This window comes from Glycomyces halotolerans, assembly GCF_054779575.1.
The window spans coordinates 93148-108990 of the sequence record NZ_BAAGXZ010000017.1; the positions used below are offsets into that span (position 1 = coordinate 93148).

A 15843-nucleotide genomic window follows, 5' to 3' on the forward strand; every position below is an offset into this window, starting at 1 on the left:
GCGGCTCATTCTTCTTCGCCGCCTTCGCTGGGTCGGGCCAGTCCCACGACCAGCAGGACGGTGACCAGCAGCAGGGCGGCGGCCACGTACATCGGCTCGATCGAGAGCAGTGCGCCCAGGCCCTGCGCGAGGAACGGCGAGGCCATGGCGACGACCACGAGCAGCGCGATCCACCGCGAGTACCGCTGCATGAGCTGCATCAGCCGCATTCGACTCCTTCCAAGGTGCCTCCCCGAGCCTATCGAGCCGGCTCGGTGATGGCGAGGCGAGGAGCCGCAGCGGCGTTTCAGCAGCGCATGAGGTAGAACCGCCAGAAATCGTTCTCGATCGGGGCGATGCGGAACTCGGCGAAGCCCGCCTCGCCCGCCCAGCGCTCGACGGTGGAGGACCGGAGCATGGTGCCGTTGGCCTCGACCGGCGCTTCGGCGAGCGTCGCCGGAAGGCAGTGCAGGACGCTCCAGCCGAACTGGAAGCGTTCGAGCAGTTCGCCCGGGGCCGCCAGGTCGTCGGCGACCCGCTCGTCGGCGACGAGCACGCTGCCGCCTTCGGCGAGCCGCTCCCTGGCGGTGCGCAGGACGCCCGCCGGGTCTCCCATGTCGTGAAGGGCCTCGAAGACGGTGATGAGGTCGAACGGCTCCTCGGGGTCGAGGGCCGCGGCGTCCGCGTCGAGGAATGCGACCCGGTCGGCGAGGGCGGCCTCGTCGGCGGCGGCGCGGGCTTCGGCGACCGACTCCTCGTCGAGGTCGACGCCGAGCACCGCTGCGTTCGGATAGGCGCGGGCGAGCGCGAGCGTCGAGTGGCCGCAGCCGCAGCCGAGGTCGAGGATGCGCGGGGCGCGGTACTCGCGCAGCCGCCGGTCGACTTCGGGCACGGCGGCGAGCCAGTCGCGCAGCTCGTGGAGGAACATCGGCCGGTTGAGCGTGGCGATGCCGCGCCGGATGTCCTCGCCGTAGTCGGCGTAGGGGACGCCCGCGCCGCTGCGGTAGGCGTCGAGCAGCTGCGGCAGCACGCCGGTGACGCCGCCGTACATGAGCACGGCGGGCATGGTGTGGAACGGGCTGTCGCCGTCGGTGAGGACCTCGGCGTGGGTCGGCGGCAGGCGGTAGCGTCGCTCGTCGGCCGACGCGGCCGTGTCGTCGCAGGCGAGGTAGTCGGCGGTGGTCTGGTGCTCGAGCCATTCGCGGGCGTAGCGGGGGTCGATGCCGGCCGCGGCGGCCAGTTCGGCGGCGTCGGCGTCGCCGAGTTCGGCGAGGCGGCGGTAGAGGCCGAGTTTCGCGCCGAGGTAGACGCTGAGCGTCTCCAGTGCGCGGGTGACGTCTTCGATGAGGCGTTCGCCGAACGCTTCGCGGGGGTCGGTCGCTCCGGTGTCCATGATGCGCTCCGTACGGGGATGCTCGAGGGCCGCGGCAGGTCTGCCGATCACGTTACGCGCATTCGGCGTTCCCCAGGGTGATTCACCGGCGGCGCGGGCGGAGGGCGGGTCGCTCAGTTCGTGCGGGTGTTGGGGAGGTGGTCGCCGAGGTAGCCGACCCAGATCTTGCCGGTGGAGCCGCCGGCGTCGTCGAGGAAGTGCATGCGCGGCGCGGGCGAGCCGACGCGCCGGAGCTTGATGTGGGACGGCATGTAGACGCGGCCGGAGGGCTCGACTTCGGTGGGGACGCGGAAGGTGCGGGCCTCGCGGAACTTGGGCCTGCCGGTCACGCTGTCGGATTCCTTCATGGACACCATGGTGGGGGTGATGGCCGGCTCGCCGGGCAGGGGCCGGCCGCACCAGTCGTAGAATCCGCCGGTGAACTTGCCCTCGGCGCGGGCGGCGGCGTAGGCGTCGAGTGCGCGCAGCGCGTCCCAGGCCTTCCCGGTCCATCGTCGGCACATGCGCGGGTAGGTGATGTCGAGCTTGGCGACCTCGGGGTCGAGCGTCTCGGGCAGGTCGACGTGGTCGAGGTTCGCGCGGGCGCGCAGGATGACGGCCATGAGGCTGTCGGCCTCGGCGGGAGGATCGGCCGTCTCGGCGGGGGCGTCGACGCCGTAGACCGGGTCGGCGCGCTCGGCCAATCGGCTCTCGAGCCAGCGGATGCGCTCCTGGGCGCGGCGCTCGTCCTCCAGCAGCAGCTCGTAGTCGAGTTCGAGCTGGCTGTAGTCCTTGCGGAGTCGCTCCAGGTCGCGTTTGCGCCGATCGTGGTCGCCGGTGCGTTCGTCGAGCAGGCCGGTGTCCTCGACGGCGCGGGTGAGTGCGGCCAGGTGCGCGGACATGGAGCGGATGAGCCCGGTCGTCTCCGAGTCTCCGCCGCGGGCCATGTCGACCAGTGCTTCGAGGATGCCGTCGGCGAGGTTGTCGGTGACCCGTTCGGAGACGCGCTCGGCGATGTGGGAGACGGAGTCGGGTTCGGCCATCGGGGTCGCGGGCGGGGCGACCCGCGGCTCGTCCGTCGGTTCGGGCTCGACCGGTTCCGGATCCCGGGCGGTGCGGGCGCGCGCGAGTTCGGCGGGTGTGGGGACGGCGGCATGGAGATGCTCGGGTCCGGCGCGGCCGGCGAGGATGGCGGTGACGCGGGCGTCGGCGTGTCGGACGTCGGCGGGAAGGGGGCGGCGGACGGCCAGCTCGATGACGCCGTCGATGACGACTTCGAGGGCTCGGACGCCTTGGTCCCGGATGGCTCCTCCCCCGCGGACGGGATGGCGTCCGGGGTAGGGCTCGTCGCCGGGCTTGAGGCCGGGGAGGTAGGTGCGCAGGCCGCCGCCGAAGACGGTGAGGTCCTCGCCCAGGCGCCGGTTGAGGACGTCTTGGGTGCGGACGTCGAACAGTCGCACCACGATCGCGATGCCGGCGAGGTTCTCGGCGAGATGGCGGGCGTGGGCGTCGACGGTGTCGGGGTCGGCGCGGTCGACGGTGAGGACGATGACGGGCACGCTGCGTTTGGCGTGTGCGAGCCAGGAGGTGAGGAGGCCGACCTCGTCGGGGCCGACGACATGGGGCGCGGCTTCGACGGGGACGGCGCCGTCGGTGGCGCGAGTGGTCTCGAGGAACCTGGTGATCAGCGAAGGGGCGCGCACCGGTTCGGCGTCCGGGGACAGCTCGCCTTCGACGGTGAAGGCGGTCCAGCTGTCGGCGGGGCGTCTGCCTCGGGCCCAGGTGGCGGTGGTGCGGAGTCGGCCCGCGCCGGTGGGGATGTCCTTGGTGTAGCGTCCGCATGATTCGTTGTCGGCCAAGATGACGCGGGTGCGGCCGCGGGAGCGCTCGAGGTGTGAGGCGCCGTCGTCGTCGATGTCGGCCCAGGCGGCGAAGCATCGTCGCAGCCGGGGGCCGAGCCGGTCGCCGGAGTCGCGGAGGACGGCCTGGAAGTACTGCGTCATGGTGCCTCCGCTGTGTCCGTTCGACGTTGAGGCAACATGCTACTGCAAGACTTCTCGCGTTCCTTCCCTCAAGTTCTATAGGGACAGTCTGGCGAACCGGTGTCACGGCGACCGCGTTGTCGCTTGCACGCCAGGCGAAGGCGTCGCCGCGAGGGACGGAGCGCACCACTTGTGCATCGATATCAGTCGATGTATACTTCGAGGACCCTCACTGAAACTTTCAATGGAATTTTCGGAACGAGTGGTCCGACCGTTGACGCCGGTCCGCGCGGTGAATCCGCCGCGACCCCCTTCACCGTCGATGATGGACTGTCACCGCTGGCCAGACAAGGACCTCGCCATGGCGCCATCGAGCAGACCCCGGCCCTCGCGCCCCGTTGGAGCGCTCCCTCAGCTTCGACCCGCCGTGCCGAGGACGACCGTCCGCGCCGTGTCCCCTCTGGCGTGACCTCGCGCGGCGTCGACCAGGCGCCGTGCCGCCGACCGCCGCCCAAGTCGCCGGCCGGTGATCCCGCACCGACGACCTCGGGTGGTGTTGCCGATTCACTGAAAATCGCTCGATCACGAACACTCTCTATCGAGACCTCATCCCTAACCGAAAGGAGCCCAAAGTGAATACCAGATTGGGCCGCTCGAAATTCCGTTTCGCGCTTGTCGTGTCGGCGGCGTTGGCGGTGGCGGGGGCGGTGTCGTTGGCCCCTCGTGTCATGACCGCGCAGGCCGCCGACTCCCACGCCCCGACAGCGCTGGCGCAGGTCAGCTCTTCTTCCGAGTTCGACGGCGCGCACTGCGACGTGAACCTCCCCGGCTCGACCCCGTCGAATGCGCAACTGCCCGACCCGTTCACCCGCCTCGACGGCTCCCGCGTGTCGACCACCGGCCAATGGGAATGCCGCCGCGCCGAAATCAAGGAACTGGCCGAACGCGCCGTCTACGGCGACAAACCCGCACCCCCGGCCAGCGTCTCGGGCACCGTGACCTCCTCGAACATCACCGTGAACGTGTCCGACCAAGGACGCTCGACCAGCTTCTCGGCCTCGGTCGACCTCCCCGGCGGTTCGGGGCCGTTCCCGGCGGTCATCGTCTACGGCGGCTTCGGCGCCGACACCGCCGCCATCCAGAACGCCGGCGCCGCGGTCATCAACTTCGACCCCGGCACCGTCGGCGCCGAAACCTCCCGCTCCAACAAACAAGGCGCCTTCTACGACCTCTACGGGTCCGGCTCCTCGACCGGGATCCTCATGGCCCAGGCCTGGGGCGTCTCGCGCATCATCGACGTCATCGAACAATCCGGCGGCGACATCCTCACCAGCGGCACCGGCGTGACCGGCTGCTCGCGCTACGGCAAAGGCGCCTTCGTCGCCGGCGCGTTCGACCAGCGCATCGACCTGACCATGCCCATCGAATCCGGTACCGGCGGCGTCCCGGCCTTCCGCGCCGTCGCCCAGGAAAGCGGTGCCCAAGGCCTGTCCAGCGCTTACGGCGAACAACCCTGGCTCGGCGACGCCTTCGGCGACTACACCTCCAACCCCAACGGCCTGCCGGTCGACACCCACCAGATCGTGGGCATGATCGCCCCCCGCGGCCTGCTGGTCATGGAGAACCCCCACGTCGACTGGCTCGGCGCGCAATCGGGTTCGGTCGCTTCCCTGGGCGGGGCCGAGGTCTACCGCGCCCTGGGCGCCGAGGACAACATCTCCTACCACTCCAACGTCTCCGACGGCACCCACTGCGCCAACCGCACGGCCTGGTCCACCCTGATCGGCCAATCGATCCAGGCGTTCCTCCACTGCGACGGCAACCCGCCCGGGGTCTACAACGCCCACTCCAGCAACGCCGGCAACCTCGGACAATGGCGCAACTGGACCACCCCCGCCCTCACCGACGACAACCCCGACGACCCCACCACGCCGGACGACCCGACCACACCGCCAGACGACCCGACCACACCCGACGACCCCACCACGCCGGACGACCCGACCACACCGCCAGACGACCCCACCACACCCCCGACCGGCTCGGGATGCACGGCTGAGATCGATGTGGTCAACGACTGGGGCTCGGGCTGGCAGGGCAACGTCAACATCACCGCCGGCAGCGGCTCGGTGAACGGTTGGACGCTCACCTGGACCTGGCCGGGAGGCCAGTCCATCTCCAGTTCCTGGAACGCGCAAGTCAGCACCAGCGGTTCGACGGTGACGGCGAGCGACGTGGGCTGGAACGGCAATATCGCCGCGGGGCAGACCATCAACGCCTGGGGCTTCATCGGCTCCGGGTCGGCGACGTCGCCGACGGTGACCTGCACCTCCGGATAACGACCCATCGATGAGCGGGCCCGGCACCGGTCGACCGGTGCCGGGCCCGTCCGTCATGTCGAGGAATGGCCGAATCGGTCGCACCGCCGCGCGTTGAACGGCGGAGGCGTCGGCGTCACGAGAGTCGAAGCGCCCGGCGGCTCAGGACTTCCAGAACTTCGTGGCGCGGGCGATCAGGGAATCGCGCTCGGCGCGGGTCAGGCGCTTCTCGAACTCGAAATTGAGGTAGGAGGACGGCGATCTGGCGTCCATGCGGATCACGTTGCCGAACCATCGACTGGGCTCGCCGTCGACCAGCTCCCACACCTCGACGATCTTCTCTCCCGGAGCGGCCGTCAATCTTATGTGGAATCCAGAGAACTCCAGGTCCTCGGTGCGGACCCATCCGGAGTTCGTCGGGTCGGGGTAGCCTTTCGGCGCCGTCGATCGTGTAGGTCGGCTCATGTCCGGGCCAGCCAATCCTTGCATTGATGACATTCCGGTCTCCATCATCGCAGACCACCGTATGCACGCAAGTGACGCACAGCGTGATACCGGACTGCGCAATAACAGCATAAACGTCCCGATCGGCTTGTGGTACCCGGATACGCGTCCGATCCGTACCCCCGCGCAAAGGCGCGGGGAGGGCCGGATACTGGAAGCATGAAGCTCAGTCGTCCGATCTCCTGGTTCCTGCTCGCCTTCGGCGCCTGGTCCTGGTTCATATGGACCACGTTCGTGAAGAACCTCTTCGAAGACGCGAGCGGACTCGCGTTCGACCGGGCCGGCGACCCGACCGCCTACTTCTGGGTGCACCTGGCCCTGGCGGTGACCTCGTTCGCGCTGGGTACTGCGATCGGCGCCATCGGACTGCGCGGGCTCCTGGCGATTCGCCGCGCCGACGAGAACTGAGGCCGGGCGGGCCCGCTCACTCCACCTCGTCGTCGGCCAGGGCGTCGACGGCCTCGTCGATGTCCTTCTCGCCGTTCACCAGTTCGAGGGTGCGGCACGTCAGCATCGGCGTCTCCAGGGCTTTGGCGATGACGGCGGCGACGTCCGCGCGCGTGACCGCGGACCGCTCCACCGGTTCGTCGGAGAGCGTGACCCGGCCGGTCGGCGGATCGTCGGTGAGCCGGCCCGGACGGACGATCAGCCAGTCGAGGTCGCGTGAGCGAAGGTCCTCTTCGGCGCGCGTCTTGGCCTCGATGTAGGCGACCCAGACGTCACCGCGGGAAGGGTCGGGATCGGACCCGGCGCCCATGCTCGAGATCTGGACGAACCGGCCGACTCCGGCGCGTTCGGCCGCGTCGGCCATGAGCACCGAGGCGGCGCGGTCGACGGTGTCCTTTCTGGCCGCGCCGCTGCCCGGGCCGGCCCCGGCGGCGAACACGACCGCGTCGACCTCCCGCAGCAGACCGGAGACATGCTCGACGTCGGCCTGCTCGAGGTCGCACACGACGGCCCGGCCGCCGACGGCCGCCATGTCCTCGACGTGGTCGGGATTGCGGACCAGACCGGTGACGGCGTGGCCGCGTCCGGCCATGATCTCGGTCAGGTGCAGCGCGATCTTTCCGTGGCCTCCGGCGATGACAACGTTCATCCTTCGCAGCCTAGTCGTACCGCCGACCCGGCGAACCGATGCGCCGGAATTCCGTCCTCAGTCGAGCCCCATTCCAGTGCCCGCGCCGGCGAGTTCGGTGTGCCGCTCGATCGAGCGCGGGGCGCGGACGGTCACGGCGACGACGAGGACACCGCGTTCGCGGGCGGCCGTCAGGGCCTTCTGAGAGCGCTGCGACAGTCGACCTCGGCTTGTCGAGCAGAGTGCCGTCGAGATCGGTGGCGATGACTTCGAGGGGTCGCATGCCCGCAGTATCGGGGTCGCCGGGCCGGGAGAGAGCAAACCGTCTCCCTACCGAGAGCCACCGAAAGTTCGCGGAAATTTCGGTCTTTACCTTGGGTGTCATCAGTGTTAGTCTGTGCTTCTCGCTGGTAGATGAGCCGGTTAAGGATCGAAACTTCCGGAATTTCTTTCAGCGGACACCCCCTGGACTGTGCCGGTATGGTCTGAGTCCCAACCCTTGGGCGGTGCCGGCACAGCGACAATTCACCAACGGGCGGCGGACCCCGGTCCCTGCCATGTCGGGGTCCGCCGTCCCGCGTTGGTCCCGTCTCCTCGCGGTCGTCTCAGCGTCCGGTGACCCGGCGGACCACCGCCAAGAGGTACTGCTCGCGGTCGAGGGGGTTGTGATCGGTGCGCGGGCGGGTCGGCACGGCGCCGGTGACCGGCTCGTAGCGCTCGAATCGGCATTCGACCGTCCCCTCTCCGCCGGTGAGCGACGGCATCCGCCGCTCTAGAGCGTGGACCGAGCCCGCGGGGACCGTGCCCTCCAGTACGCAGGCGCCGCCATGTGCGCTCGGCGCTTCCGGGACGGCGCGGAGTTTCGACAGCGCGGCCAGGACCGCTCCGAGACTGGAGGCGGGCAGTTCGATCCGGAAGCGGTGGATCGGTTCGAGGACCACCGTCCCGGCGAGACGCAGCGCGTCCATGAGCACCAGCGCGGTGAGGCCCCGGAAGTCGCCCGCGGTGCTCGACATGCTCTTGTCGAAGCCGCCGTGAGCGCTGCTCTGGCGGGCCCAGTAGCCCGAATGCGTCATCGTGACGGTGCAGTCGGCGACCTGCCAGCCTCGCAGGCCTTCGCGAAGGGTCCGGTGGACGGTCTCCTCGACGGCGGCGAAGAACGCCGGCGGCATCGATCCGAGCTCCACTTCGAGCCGGAACTCGATGCCCGAACCGATCGGCGCGGGGTCCACTCGCAGGCCGACGGTCGCCAGGAACGGGTTGGAGTCTCCCGCGATGAATTCCACGGCCGCTCCCGAGCCGGCGGGCCGCTCGATGCAGATGGTGGTGCTCTCGCGGAAGTCGACCTCGAGACCGTACTCCTCGGCGAGCGTCGCGCCGATGACCTCTTTCTGGACCTCGCCGTAGAGCGAGACCGACAGTTCGGAGCGGGTCGCGTCATGGCGCAGGTCGATCAGCGGGTCCTGCTCGGCCAGCTGCGTGAGCGCGGCGTGCAGCCTTCCCCGCTGGGACGGCGTGGAAGGGACGACGATCGTCTCGAGGGTCGGCGGCGCGAAGTGTCCGCCGCCGGCGGGCTTCGCGACTCCGACGGCGTCGCCGACCCGCACCTCGCTCAGTCCCCAGAGTTTCGCGATGCGTCCGGCCGCGACCGTCGAGCGACGAACGTCCGCGCCGTCCTCGAAGACGCTGATAGCGGTCACCTTGCCTTCGTCGCCGTCGCCGTACGGCAGGCGGTCGCGCACGCGGACGGTGCCGGAGAACAGGCGGACGTAGGCGATCTTCTCACCCGCCGGTCCGCGCTCGATCTTGAAGACCGTGCCCGACACCGGGCCGTCGGCATCGCGTTCGGAGGCCGGCAGCAGGTGCGGGAGGTCTTCGATGAGGCCGTCCACGCCCGCCCCGGTGATGGCCGATCCGAAGTAGACCGGGTGGATCAGTCCGGCGCGGGTCTGGGTGATGAGTCCGGTGCGGAGTCGCTCGAGATCGACCGCGCGCTCGTCGCTCACGTAGTCCTCGAGGAGGGACTCGTCGTGGTCGGCGAGCAGTTCGGTCAGTTCGGCGGCGAATTCGTCGCCGGTTCGGGGCGTGGAACGGACGCCGGCGCGCAGGCCGTGGATTCGCTGGACGGTGTCCATCGCGATCGCCGCGGGCTCCAGCCTCCGGGCGATCTCGTCCAGGAGGTCGTCGTAGCGGGCGCCGGCGCGGTCGATCTTGTTGACGAACAGGAGCGTGGGGATGTTCAGGCGCCGCAGGGTCCGCATCAGGATCCGGGTCTGCGCCTGGACGCCTTCGACGGCGGAGACGACCAGGATCGCGCCGTCGAGCACGCCGAGTACCCGTTCGACCTCGGCGATGAAGTCGGGGTGGCCGGGCGTGTCGACGAGGTTGACGGTGAGGTCGTCCAGGGCGAAGGAGACCACCGCCGATTTGATGGTGATGCCGCGCCGGCGTTCGAGCGCCAGCGAGTCGGTCTGCGTACTGCCGCGGTCGACGCTGCCGATCTGCTCGATGACTCCCGCCTCGTGCAGGAGCCGCTCGGTCAGGCTGGTCTTACCGGCGTCGACATGGGCGAGGATTCCCAGGTTGAGCGTGCGGGCCAACAGTCATGTCCTTCGTGTAGACGACGATTCCTTCCGGGATGGACATGAACTGTTCCCGCATGATGGTGTCTCCTTCGACGAGTGGGCGCTGCGGCCGAGTAGATCAGAGGCGCTGCGGGGCCGCAAGCGAATATCGCCGCCTCAGATCGGTTCCCCGCGCTCCGCGAGGAGCCGCTCGACCACGAGGGCGACGCCGTCGTCGACGTTGGCGGCGGTGACGCCGCGGGCCGCGGCCAGCGCGTCGGGGTGGGCGCCCTCGACCGCGTAGGAGCGGCCGGCCCAGGCGAGCATGGGCACGTCGTTGACCATGTCGCCGAAGGCGACGACCTGGTCGGGGCCGACGCCGCGTTCGGCGCACCAGCGCTCGAGCCCGGAGGCCTTGTTGACTCCGGGGGCGTTGAACTCGAGTACGCCGAAGTCGCCCCAGTGGCACATGTCGAGGCCGTCGAGTTCGGTGCCGGCGATGGCTTCGAGCATCTCGTAGGAGGTCCGGGCCGGGTCGAAGGCCTTGATCTTGACGATCGTCTCGGCGCGGTCGAGCATGTCCTCGGTCGAGTCGATGAACTCCCAGTGGCGGGTGCTGGCGACGATGTCGACGAAGTGGCGGCGGTGGCCGATCTGGCCGGTCGGGGTCTCCAGGGCGATCGCGGCTTCGGGGAGGAGGCGTTGCATCGCGGCGCAGACGGCGCGGGCGGCGGCGTGCTCGATCAGGCCCCAGACCGTCTTCTTCTCGTCGGCGGGGACGTATTCGATCGCTCCGTTCGCGCAGATGGCGGCGTCGATGAGGGGCACGAGGTCCTCGAGTCGGTCGACGCCGTAGGTGGTGCGGGCGGTGACGGCGACGACCGCCAGGCCCCGGTCGCGTGCCGCTGTGAGGGCGTGGCGGGTCCGCTCGGAGACCCGGCCGTCGCCGTCGAGAAGAGTGCCGTCCAAATCGGAGGCTATGACCGCTGGTGGTTGCACGGCTTCAGTATCGCGCCTTGGGACCGGCGGGGCAACCGCGTATGCGTCGGGGCGGTGTCGGTCCCGGTCGGTACCGTGGCCGACGCCCGGACTGGTCGAGTGGAGGGGGCGGTCATGACCGCGTACGACATCAAATGCGCATACGCGGCGCTCTATGCGCCGAAGCGTGCCGGATGGGAGGTCCTGGAGGTTCCCGAGCTGCGTTTCATCGCCGTCGACGGCAGGGGCGACCCGAACACGGCCGACGAGTATCGGCGGGCGGTCGAGGCGCTCTATGCCGTCGCGTACACGATGAAGTTCGCTTCCAAGCGCGCCGGCCGCGACTTCGTGGTGGGACCGCTCGAAGGGTTGTGGTGGTCGGAGGATTGGCGGGCCTTCGCCTCCGGGCAGAAGGACCGGTGGGAGTGGACGATGATGATCAGCCTGCCGGAATGGATCGGCGGCGACGCGGTCGAGGAGGCCAAGGCGGCCGCGTCGGCGAAGAAGGGGCTTCCGGCGATCGCATCGGTGTACCGAAAGGACCTCGCGGAGGGACTGTGCGCGCAGGTGCTCCACATCGGGCCCTATGACGACGAGGCCCCGGTGCTCGAGGAGCTGCATGAGCGCTTCCTGCCGGACGGCGGACTCGAGCCGACCGGGACGCACCACGAGGTCTATCTCGGCGATCCGCGCAAGGCCGCCCCTGAGCGGCTGCGAACGGTGCTGCGGCAGCCGGTCCGCAAGCGGGAGTGAAGGATCGCGGGAGGCCGCTCAGCGGTGGTGCGCGGCGAAGGCGGCCGGCACCCGCACTTCGTGGCCTCTGAAGAAGTCGATGTCCTCTACTTCCGAACGGTCGATCCAGCGGGCCTCCGAGGCCTCGAGTTCAGCGAGGTCCAGAGGCTGACCGGAGTCCTTCATACGGCCCGCGAAGCTCATGATGATGGGGAATCGCGAGTCCCCGTAGTGCGAGTCCCGCTTGTCGAAGGCACTGACCAGGCCGGTCAGCGCGATGTCGAGGCCGGTCTCCTCGAGGGCCTCGCGCACCGCGGCGACGCCGACGGTCTCGCCGACCTCGGCGCCGCCTCCGGGCATCGCCCACTGGCCGGTGTCGGTGCGGCGGATGAGGAGCATGCGGTCGCGGTCGTCGAAGATCGCGGTGTCGGCGCCGGTCGCGAGGAAGTCGACGGCGATGTCGCCGCAGTCGATGCGCGGGTAGGCGATCGGGGACTCGACGGTGTCCTGGCTCAGTGCGACCACGCGGGCGTGGCGTTCGGAGGCGTAGAAGTTCTCATTGGCCGCCAGCCCTTCGCGGCCGAGCTCGGCGACCTCGCCGAGGATCGCCGCGGCCGCGGGCGAGACCGGCAGCGGGCCGCGATGGGCGGCGACCGCGCTCGCCTCCGGCGCGAGGCTCGGTATCGGGCCGGCGAGATCGGGGTCGCTCGGGTCCAGTCGCTCGCGGACCTCGACGGCGGTCAGGTCGGTCTCCATCTCGTAGACGAGCAGGTAGGTGTGGGGACAGGGCAGCCCGGCCAGATCGGTGTCGGCGATGCCGACCGCTCGCGTGGGGGCCGGGGCGTGCAGCGCCGCGGCGAGGCTCTCCAGGGTTCGCGGGAGCGTGGGTCCGCCGAGGTGCAGGCGGCGGCGCTGGACGACCTTTTCGCCGCGGGCGCACCGGATGCGCAGCTCGGTCCCCGGCATGGGAGTGCGCAGCCCCTCGTCGGCCTCGAAGACCGACGCGATGAACGGCCGCGGCCGCGGATCGACCTCGGCCAGCAGGGCGGCGGCGTGGCGCCGCAGCCGCCGCAGGCGCGCCGCCTCCTCGTCGTCGCCGCCCCAGAACAGGCCGTTGGCGGCCTCGGCTCGCAGCATCTGCGCCAGTCTCGCCAGACCGATAGCCGCTTCGTGGTGGTCCATCGCGCTCCTTCGCTCGCCGGCTCCGGGCTCAGACCCTACCGGCGAGCGCGGCCCAGCGGCCTCGGGCTCCTTTCACACCCGTCGGCGCCCGACGGCGGCGCGGGCGAGGTTGAGCGCATCGCGGGTCGAGGCGATGAGGGCCTTGTCGCCGAGCTTCTGGCGCATCTTGAGGACCGCTTCGAGCACCTCGGCGGCGCGTCTGGGCTTGCGGGCGTCGATCAGGTGCTTGCCGTAGTGCTGCATCGCGACGTGGAGCACTTCGGGGCACGACGACCGGGCCACCTCGACGGCCTTGGTGTACTTCGGTTCGGCTCCCTTAAGGTCGCCGCCGTACCGGTGGGCGTCGCCCAGGTTGATGAGCGCCGCGACGGTCTCGAGAGGTGACCGGGCCTGGGACAGGGCGTTGCCCAGGATGCGCTGAGCGCGTTGATAGTCGCCGAGGACGATCAGTCCCACGCCGACTTGGCGCAGGGCGGGCTGGACCAGCCCGGACTCGCGGGCGAGCGCCGACTCGACGAGCCGCCGCAGTTTCTCGGGCTCGGTGGCGTACATGCGTCCGTCGTTGCCGGTCGCGATCAGCTCCGCTATTTGATATTGAACTGCCGACATCACTCTTCCTCGATTTCGGTCGAGTCGCCGCCGGGCCGTCGGCGGGGGCGCCGCCGCCCGGCTGTCGGAAGTGTAACTTCCGACACGCCGGTGGCGCTCGACTGATCGAGTCGGAGCGGTTCAGCGTCGCCGCAGCACCAGGCTGGTGAAGTCGAGTTCGGTGTAATCCGGTTCGCGGACACGCCGATCGAGGATCTCGAAGCGCTCGGCCGCCGTCCGCTCCATCGTCTCGGCGGTCATCAGCGAGAACAGCCGCTTCGGGTCGCAGCGGTCGTCGGACCAGACGCGTTCGGTGTCCTGGCCCCCATACTGTCCCCAATAGAACAGGCCGCCGGGCGCCAGGACCCGCTCCACTTGGTCGAGCGCGGTTCCGAGATGGGCGCGCGGCACGTGCAGCAGGCAGTTCATGGCGAACACGGCCTCGAAGGCGCCGTCGGGAAAGCGCAGGTCGCAGAAGTCCATGACCTCGGCCTCCAGCCCCTTGGCCCGGCAGCGGGCGACCAGTTCGGGCGAGAGGTCGACACAGGTGACCGTCAGGGCCTGGTCGGCGAAGTAGCGGCCGCTGACGCCGTGTCCGGCGCCGATCTCCAGCAGACGAGCGGCGCCCGACTCGCGAAGCCGGCCCAGGAAGCCGACGCGTTCCTCCCGCTTCCAGGGCGCGTCCGCCATGTTGTCGCGCTCCTCGGCCGCGGCGTCGTAGGCGCGGCGAAGATCGCGTTTGATCGCTTCGTATTCCATGCCCGGAATGATGGCACCGGGTTCGGCGGGCCGGTTCGGACCCGATCACGGTGTGCGAGACTGAGGCACGTTCGTACCCTCAGCCCTGGAGAGGACCTCCGGTATGCGACGCATCGCCCTTTGGGTCCGCCCGGTGAACGCCGTGGCCTCGCCCGCGCTCAAGCGGGCCGTCAGCGATCCGGACCGCGCGTTCGAACGCCTCTTGCGCAAGGCCGAGGTACATGGTGGCGCGCCGGCGGACGAGGACGCGGCGTTCGTCGAGGACTTCAGGGGACTGCTGCGCCGCTTCGCGGAAACCGACTCGATCTCGTACCTCGGCTGGACGGCCACGACCGCCGAGCTGCGGGTGCGCCTGGAGAACCGGTTGCGCATCAGGCGGCTGATCGACGAGACGCCGGAGATCGCCGACGAGCCGATCGACCGGCCGATCGTGGTCGTGGGCCTGCCGCGGACGGCGACCACGCTGGCGCACAAGGTGCTCGCCGCGTCCGAGGGGAACCGCGCTCCGATGTTGTGGGAGTTCCGCTCGACCGACCGAGCCGACGCCGACCCGAAGCTGCGCGCGCGTCGCATCAAGGAGGCCGACCGGATCTCCAAGGCGGTCAAGTACATCGCACCGGTGTGGCCGATCATCCACCCCAACAGTGCCGACACGCCCGAAGAATGCGTGCTGGCCCTCCCCCACGGGCTGCACTGGCTGACGCGGTTCGACCTGCCCGGCTACCGCGACTGGCTCGATCAGCGCGACTTCGTGCCGGACTACGCCTACCTGAAACAGTTCCTCCAGGTCCTCCAGCACGGCGACCGGCCGTGCCGCTGGGTGCTCAAATCCCCGTTCCACCTGCACAACCTCGACGCGCTCTTGAAGGTCTTCCCCGACGCGTCGATCCTGTGGACGCACCGGGACCCGCAGACGGTGATGGCCTCGTGGTGCTCGCTGGTCGAGACCGGCACGGCGATGTGCAACCGGGCGTACGACCCGTTCCAGATCGGCCGGCGGTGGCTGGACACGCTGTCGTGGATGGTCGAGCAGGGACGCCGGGCCCGCACCGGCATCCCGCCGGAGCAGATGATCGACCTGTCGTACCACCAGTTGACGGCGGACCCGTTCGGCATGCTGCCGAAGATCTTCGCGACCCTGGATCTCCCCTGGACCGACGAGCAGGGCGACCTCGCGGGAGTGCTGCGGCGGCCGGGCATGCGGCGGGTCCACGAGTACTCGCTGGCCCGCTACGGGTTGGACCACGACATGGTCGAGCGCGCCTTCGGCGACTACTCGAGACTGGTCGGCGCGATGCGCTGAGCCGAAGCGGGCTTCGTGATCATGCCGGGCGCCGTGTCGGACCGGCCTGCGAGACTGCGGGGATGATCGGTAGCTGGCATGTGATGATCTTCGACTGCCCCGAACCGCGGGCGCTGGCCGCTTTCTACGGGGAGCTGCTCGGCATGGTCGAGACGCCCTCGGAGTACGGCGACATGGTGTTCATCGGCGAGCCGGGCGGACGGCCCGGGTTCGCCTTCCAACGGGTCGACGACTTCGCGCCGCCGACCTGGCCGGACCGGGCGGTGCCGCAGCAGGTCCACATCGACGTGCGGGTCGAGGACCTCGACGAGGGCGAGCGGCGGGTGCTGGCGCCCGGCGCCTCACCGGCGGCGAGGAGTTCCGGGTCTTCGCCGACCCGGCCGGACACCCCTTCTGCCTCGTCCTGGTCTAGTCGCAATGCCGTTCGGTTAAGGGTCTGCGAAGACGACGATGTCGAGGGTGGCCTTGTAAGTTCGCCGGTCGATGCCGTTGGTTCTGGCGTGGTATTTC

General features: G+C 69.9%; 15 protein-coding genes. 5 read left to right on the forward strand and 10 right to left on the reverse strand.

Features of this window, described 5'->3' with window-relative positions; genetic code table 11:
- Nucleotides 1–5: 5 nt before the first annotated feature.
- The 3 genes from ACYVL2_RS14655 to ACYVL2_RS14665 all read right to left on the reverse strand — a co-directional run bounded on the left by ACYVL2_RS14655 (nt 6) and on the right by ACYVL2_RS14665 (nt 3354).
- Nucleotides 6–209 carry a hypothetical protein gene (locus tag ACYVL2_RS14655; RefSeq protein WP_460544577.1) on the reverse strand — a complete coding sequence of 68 codons (204 nt, stop codon included), beginning with the start codon at nt 207–209 and terminating at the stop codon, nt 6–8.
- A 77-nt stretch (nt 210–286) separates the two neighbouring features.
- Complete coding sequence (locus ACYVL2_RS14660) at nt 287–1423, reverse strand: class I SAM-dependent methyltransferase (RefSeq protein ID WP_460544579.1); 1137 nt, start codon at nt 1421–1423, stop codon at nt 287–289.
- 62 nt (nt 1424–1485) lie between these two features.
- Nucleotides 1486–3354: a hypothetical protein gene (locus tag ACYVL2_RS14665; RefSeq protein ID WP_460544581.1), complete on the reverse strand. Its 1869-nt coding sequence runs from the start codon at nt 3352–3354 to the stop codon at nt 1486–1488.
- A gap of 707 nt (nt 3355–4061) precedes the next feature.
- On the opposite strand from ACYVL2_RS14665, the gene ACYVL2_RS14670 reads away from it, so the two are divergent.
- A complete protein-coding gene (locus ACYVL2_RS14670) occupies nt 4062–5669 on the forward strand; it encodes a glucuronyl esterase domain-containing protein (RefSeq protein ID WP_460544583.1) in 1608 nt (535 codons plus the stop codon).
- 141 nt (nt 5670–5810) lie between these two features.
- On the opposite strand, the gene ACYVL2_RS14675 is transcribed toward ACYVL2_RS14670, so the two are convergent.
- The gene (locus ACYVL2_RS14675) at nt 5811–6113 is read right to left on the reverse strand and encodes a hypothetical protein (protein ID WP_460544585.1); all 303 of its coding nucleotides are present in this window, start codon (nt 6111–6113) and stop codon (nt 5811–5813) included.
- 198 nt (nt 6114–6311) lie between these two features.
- Between ACYVL2_RS14675 and ACYVL2_RS14680 the strand changes: the two genes are divergently transcribed.
- A complete protein-coding gene (locus tag ACYVL2_RS14680) occupies nt 6312–6560 on the forward strand; it encodes an SCO4848 family membrane protein (protein ID WP_460544587.1) in 249 nt (82 codons plus the stop codon).
- A gap of 16 nt (nt 6561–6576) precedes the next feature.
- Here ACYVL2_RS14680 and ACYVL2_RS14685 read toward each other — a convergent pair whose 3' ends face one another.
- From ACYVL2_RS14685 to ACYVL2_RS14695, 3 genes are all read right to left on the reverse strand, one after another.
- The gene (locus ACYVL2_RS14685) at nt 6577–7248 is read right to left on the reverse strand and encodes an NAD(P)-binding oxidoreductase (protein WP_460544589.1); all 672 of its coding nucleotides are present in this window, start codon (nt 7246–7248) and stop codon (nt 6577–6579) included.
- A gap of 584 nt (nt 7249–7832) precedes the next feature.
- Nucleotides 7833–9827: a GTP-binding protein gene (locus ACYVL2_RS14690; RefSeq protein ID WP_460544591.1), complete on the reverse strand. Its 1995-nt coding sequence runs from the start codon at nt 9825–9827 to the stop codon at nt 7833–7835.
- Between the two features lie 141 nt (nt 9828–9968).
- A complete protein-coding gene (locus tag ACYVL2_RS14695; protein ID WP_460544593.1) occupies nt 9969–10790 on the reverse strand; it encodes an HAD family hydrolase in 822 nt (273 codons plus the stop codon).
- A 114-nt stretch (nt 10791–10904) separates the two neighbouring features.
- On the opposite strand from ACYVL2_RS14695, the gene ACYVL2_RS14700 reads away from it, so the two are divergent.
- Nucleotides 10905–11522: a GyrI-like domain-containing protein gene (locus ACYVL2_RS14700; RefSeq protein ID WP_460544595.1), complete on the forward strand. Its 618-nt coding sequence runs from the start codon at nt 10905–10907 to the stop codon at nt 11520–11522.
- Between the two features lie 18 nt (nt 11523–11540).
- Here ACYVL2_RS14700 and ACYVL2_RS14705 read toward each other — a convergent pair whose 3' ends face one another.
- From ACYVL2_RS14705 to ACYVL2_RS14715, 3 genes are all read right to left on the reverse strand, one after another.
- Nucleotides 11541–12683, reverse strand: coding sequence for an NUDIX hydrolase (locus ACYVL2_RS14705; protein WP_460544597.1), 1143 nt, complete (start codon nt 12681–12683; stop codon nt 11541–11543).
- A 72-nt stretch (nt 12684–12755) separates the two neighbouring features.
- On the reverse strand, nt 12756–13292 hold the full coding sequence (locus ACYVL2_RS14710; RefSeq protein ID WP_460544599.1) for a tetratricopeptide repeat protein: 537 nt from the start codon (nt 13290–13292) through the stop codon (nt 12756–12758).
- 120 nt (nt 13293–13412) lie between these two features.
- Entirely contained in the window at nt 13413–14030 is a 618-nt protein-coding gene (locus ACYVL2_RS14715) for a class I SAM-dependent DNA methyltransferase (RefSeq protein ID WP_460544601.1), read from the reverse strand.
- A gap of 103 nt (nt 14031–14133) precedes the next feature.
- Here ACYVL2_RS14715 and ACYVL2_RS14720 point away from each other — a divergent pair, with 103 nt between their 5' ends.
- Together ACYVL2_RS14720 and ACYVL2_RS14725 are read left to right on the forward strand one after the other, a co-directional pair.
- Nucleotides 14134–15333, forward strand: a complete 1200-nt coding sequence (locus tag ACYVL2_RS14720) for a sulfotransferase family protein (RefSeq protein ID WP_460544603.1) — start codon at nt 14134–14136, stop codon at nt 15331–15333.
- Nucleotides 15334–15395: 62 nt separating this feature from the next.
- The coding region (locus ACYVL2_RS14725) for a VOC family protein (RefSeq protein ID WP_460544605.1) at nt 15396–15843 on the forward strand (448 nt) is incomplete at its 3' end.

What these genes read in the sequence shown, in the direction of transcription:
- ACYVL2_RS14655 (WP_460544577.1), bottom strand. Translation starts at nt 209, where the DNA reads ATGCGGCTGATGCAGCTCATGCAGCGGTACTCGCGGTGGATCGCGCTG.
- ACYVL2_RS14665 (WP_460544581.1), bottom strand. Translation starts at nt 3,354, where the DNA reads ATGACGCAGTACTTCCAGGCCGTCCTCCGCGACTCCGGCGACCGGCTC.
- ACYVL2_RS14670 (WP_460544583.1), top strand. Translation starts at nt 4,062, where the DNA reads ATGACCGCGCAGGCCGCCGACTCCCACGCCCCGACAGCGCTGGCGCAG.
- ACYVL2_RS14675 (WP_460544585.1), bottom strand. Translation starts at nt 6,113, where the DNA reads ATGAGCCGACCTACACGATCGACGGCGCCGAAAGGCTACCCCGACCCG.
- ACYVL2_RS14680 (WP_460544587.1), top strand. Translation starts at nt 6,312, where the DNA reads ATGAAGCTCAGTCGTCCGATCTCCTGGTTCCTGCTCGCCTTCGGCGCC.
- ACYVL2_RS14685 (WP_460544589.1), bottom strand. Translation starts at nt 7,248, where the DNA reads ATGAACGTTGTCATCGCCGGAGGCCACGGAAAGATCGCGCTGCACCTG.
- ACYVL2_RS14700 (WP_460544595.1), top strand. Translation starts at nt 10,905, where the DNA reads ATGACCGCGTACGACATCAAATGCGCATACGCGGCGCTCTATGCGCCG.
- ACYVL2_RS14705 (WP_460544597.1), bottom strand. Translation starts at nt 12,683, where the DNA reads ATGGACCACCACGAAGCGGCTATCGGTCTGGCGAGACTGGCGCAGATG.
- ACYVL2_RS14710 (WP_460544599.1), bottom strand. Translation starts at nt 13,292, where the DNA reads ATGTCGGCAGTTCAATATCAAATAGCGGAGCTGATCGCGACCGGCAAC.
- ACYVL2_RS14715 (WP_460544601.1), bottom strand. Translation starts at nt 14,030, where the DNA reads ATGGAATACGAAGCGATCAAACGCGATCTTCGCCGCGCCTACGACGCC.
- ACYVL2_RS14720 (WP_460544603.1), top strand. Translation starts at nt 14,134, where the DNA reads ATGCGACGCATCGCCCTTTGGGTCCGCCCGGTGAACGCCGTGGCCTCG.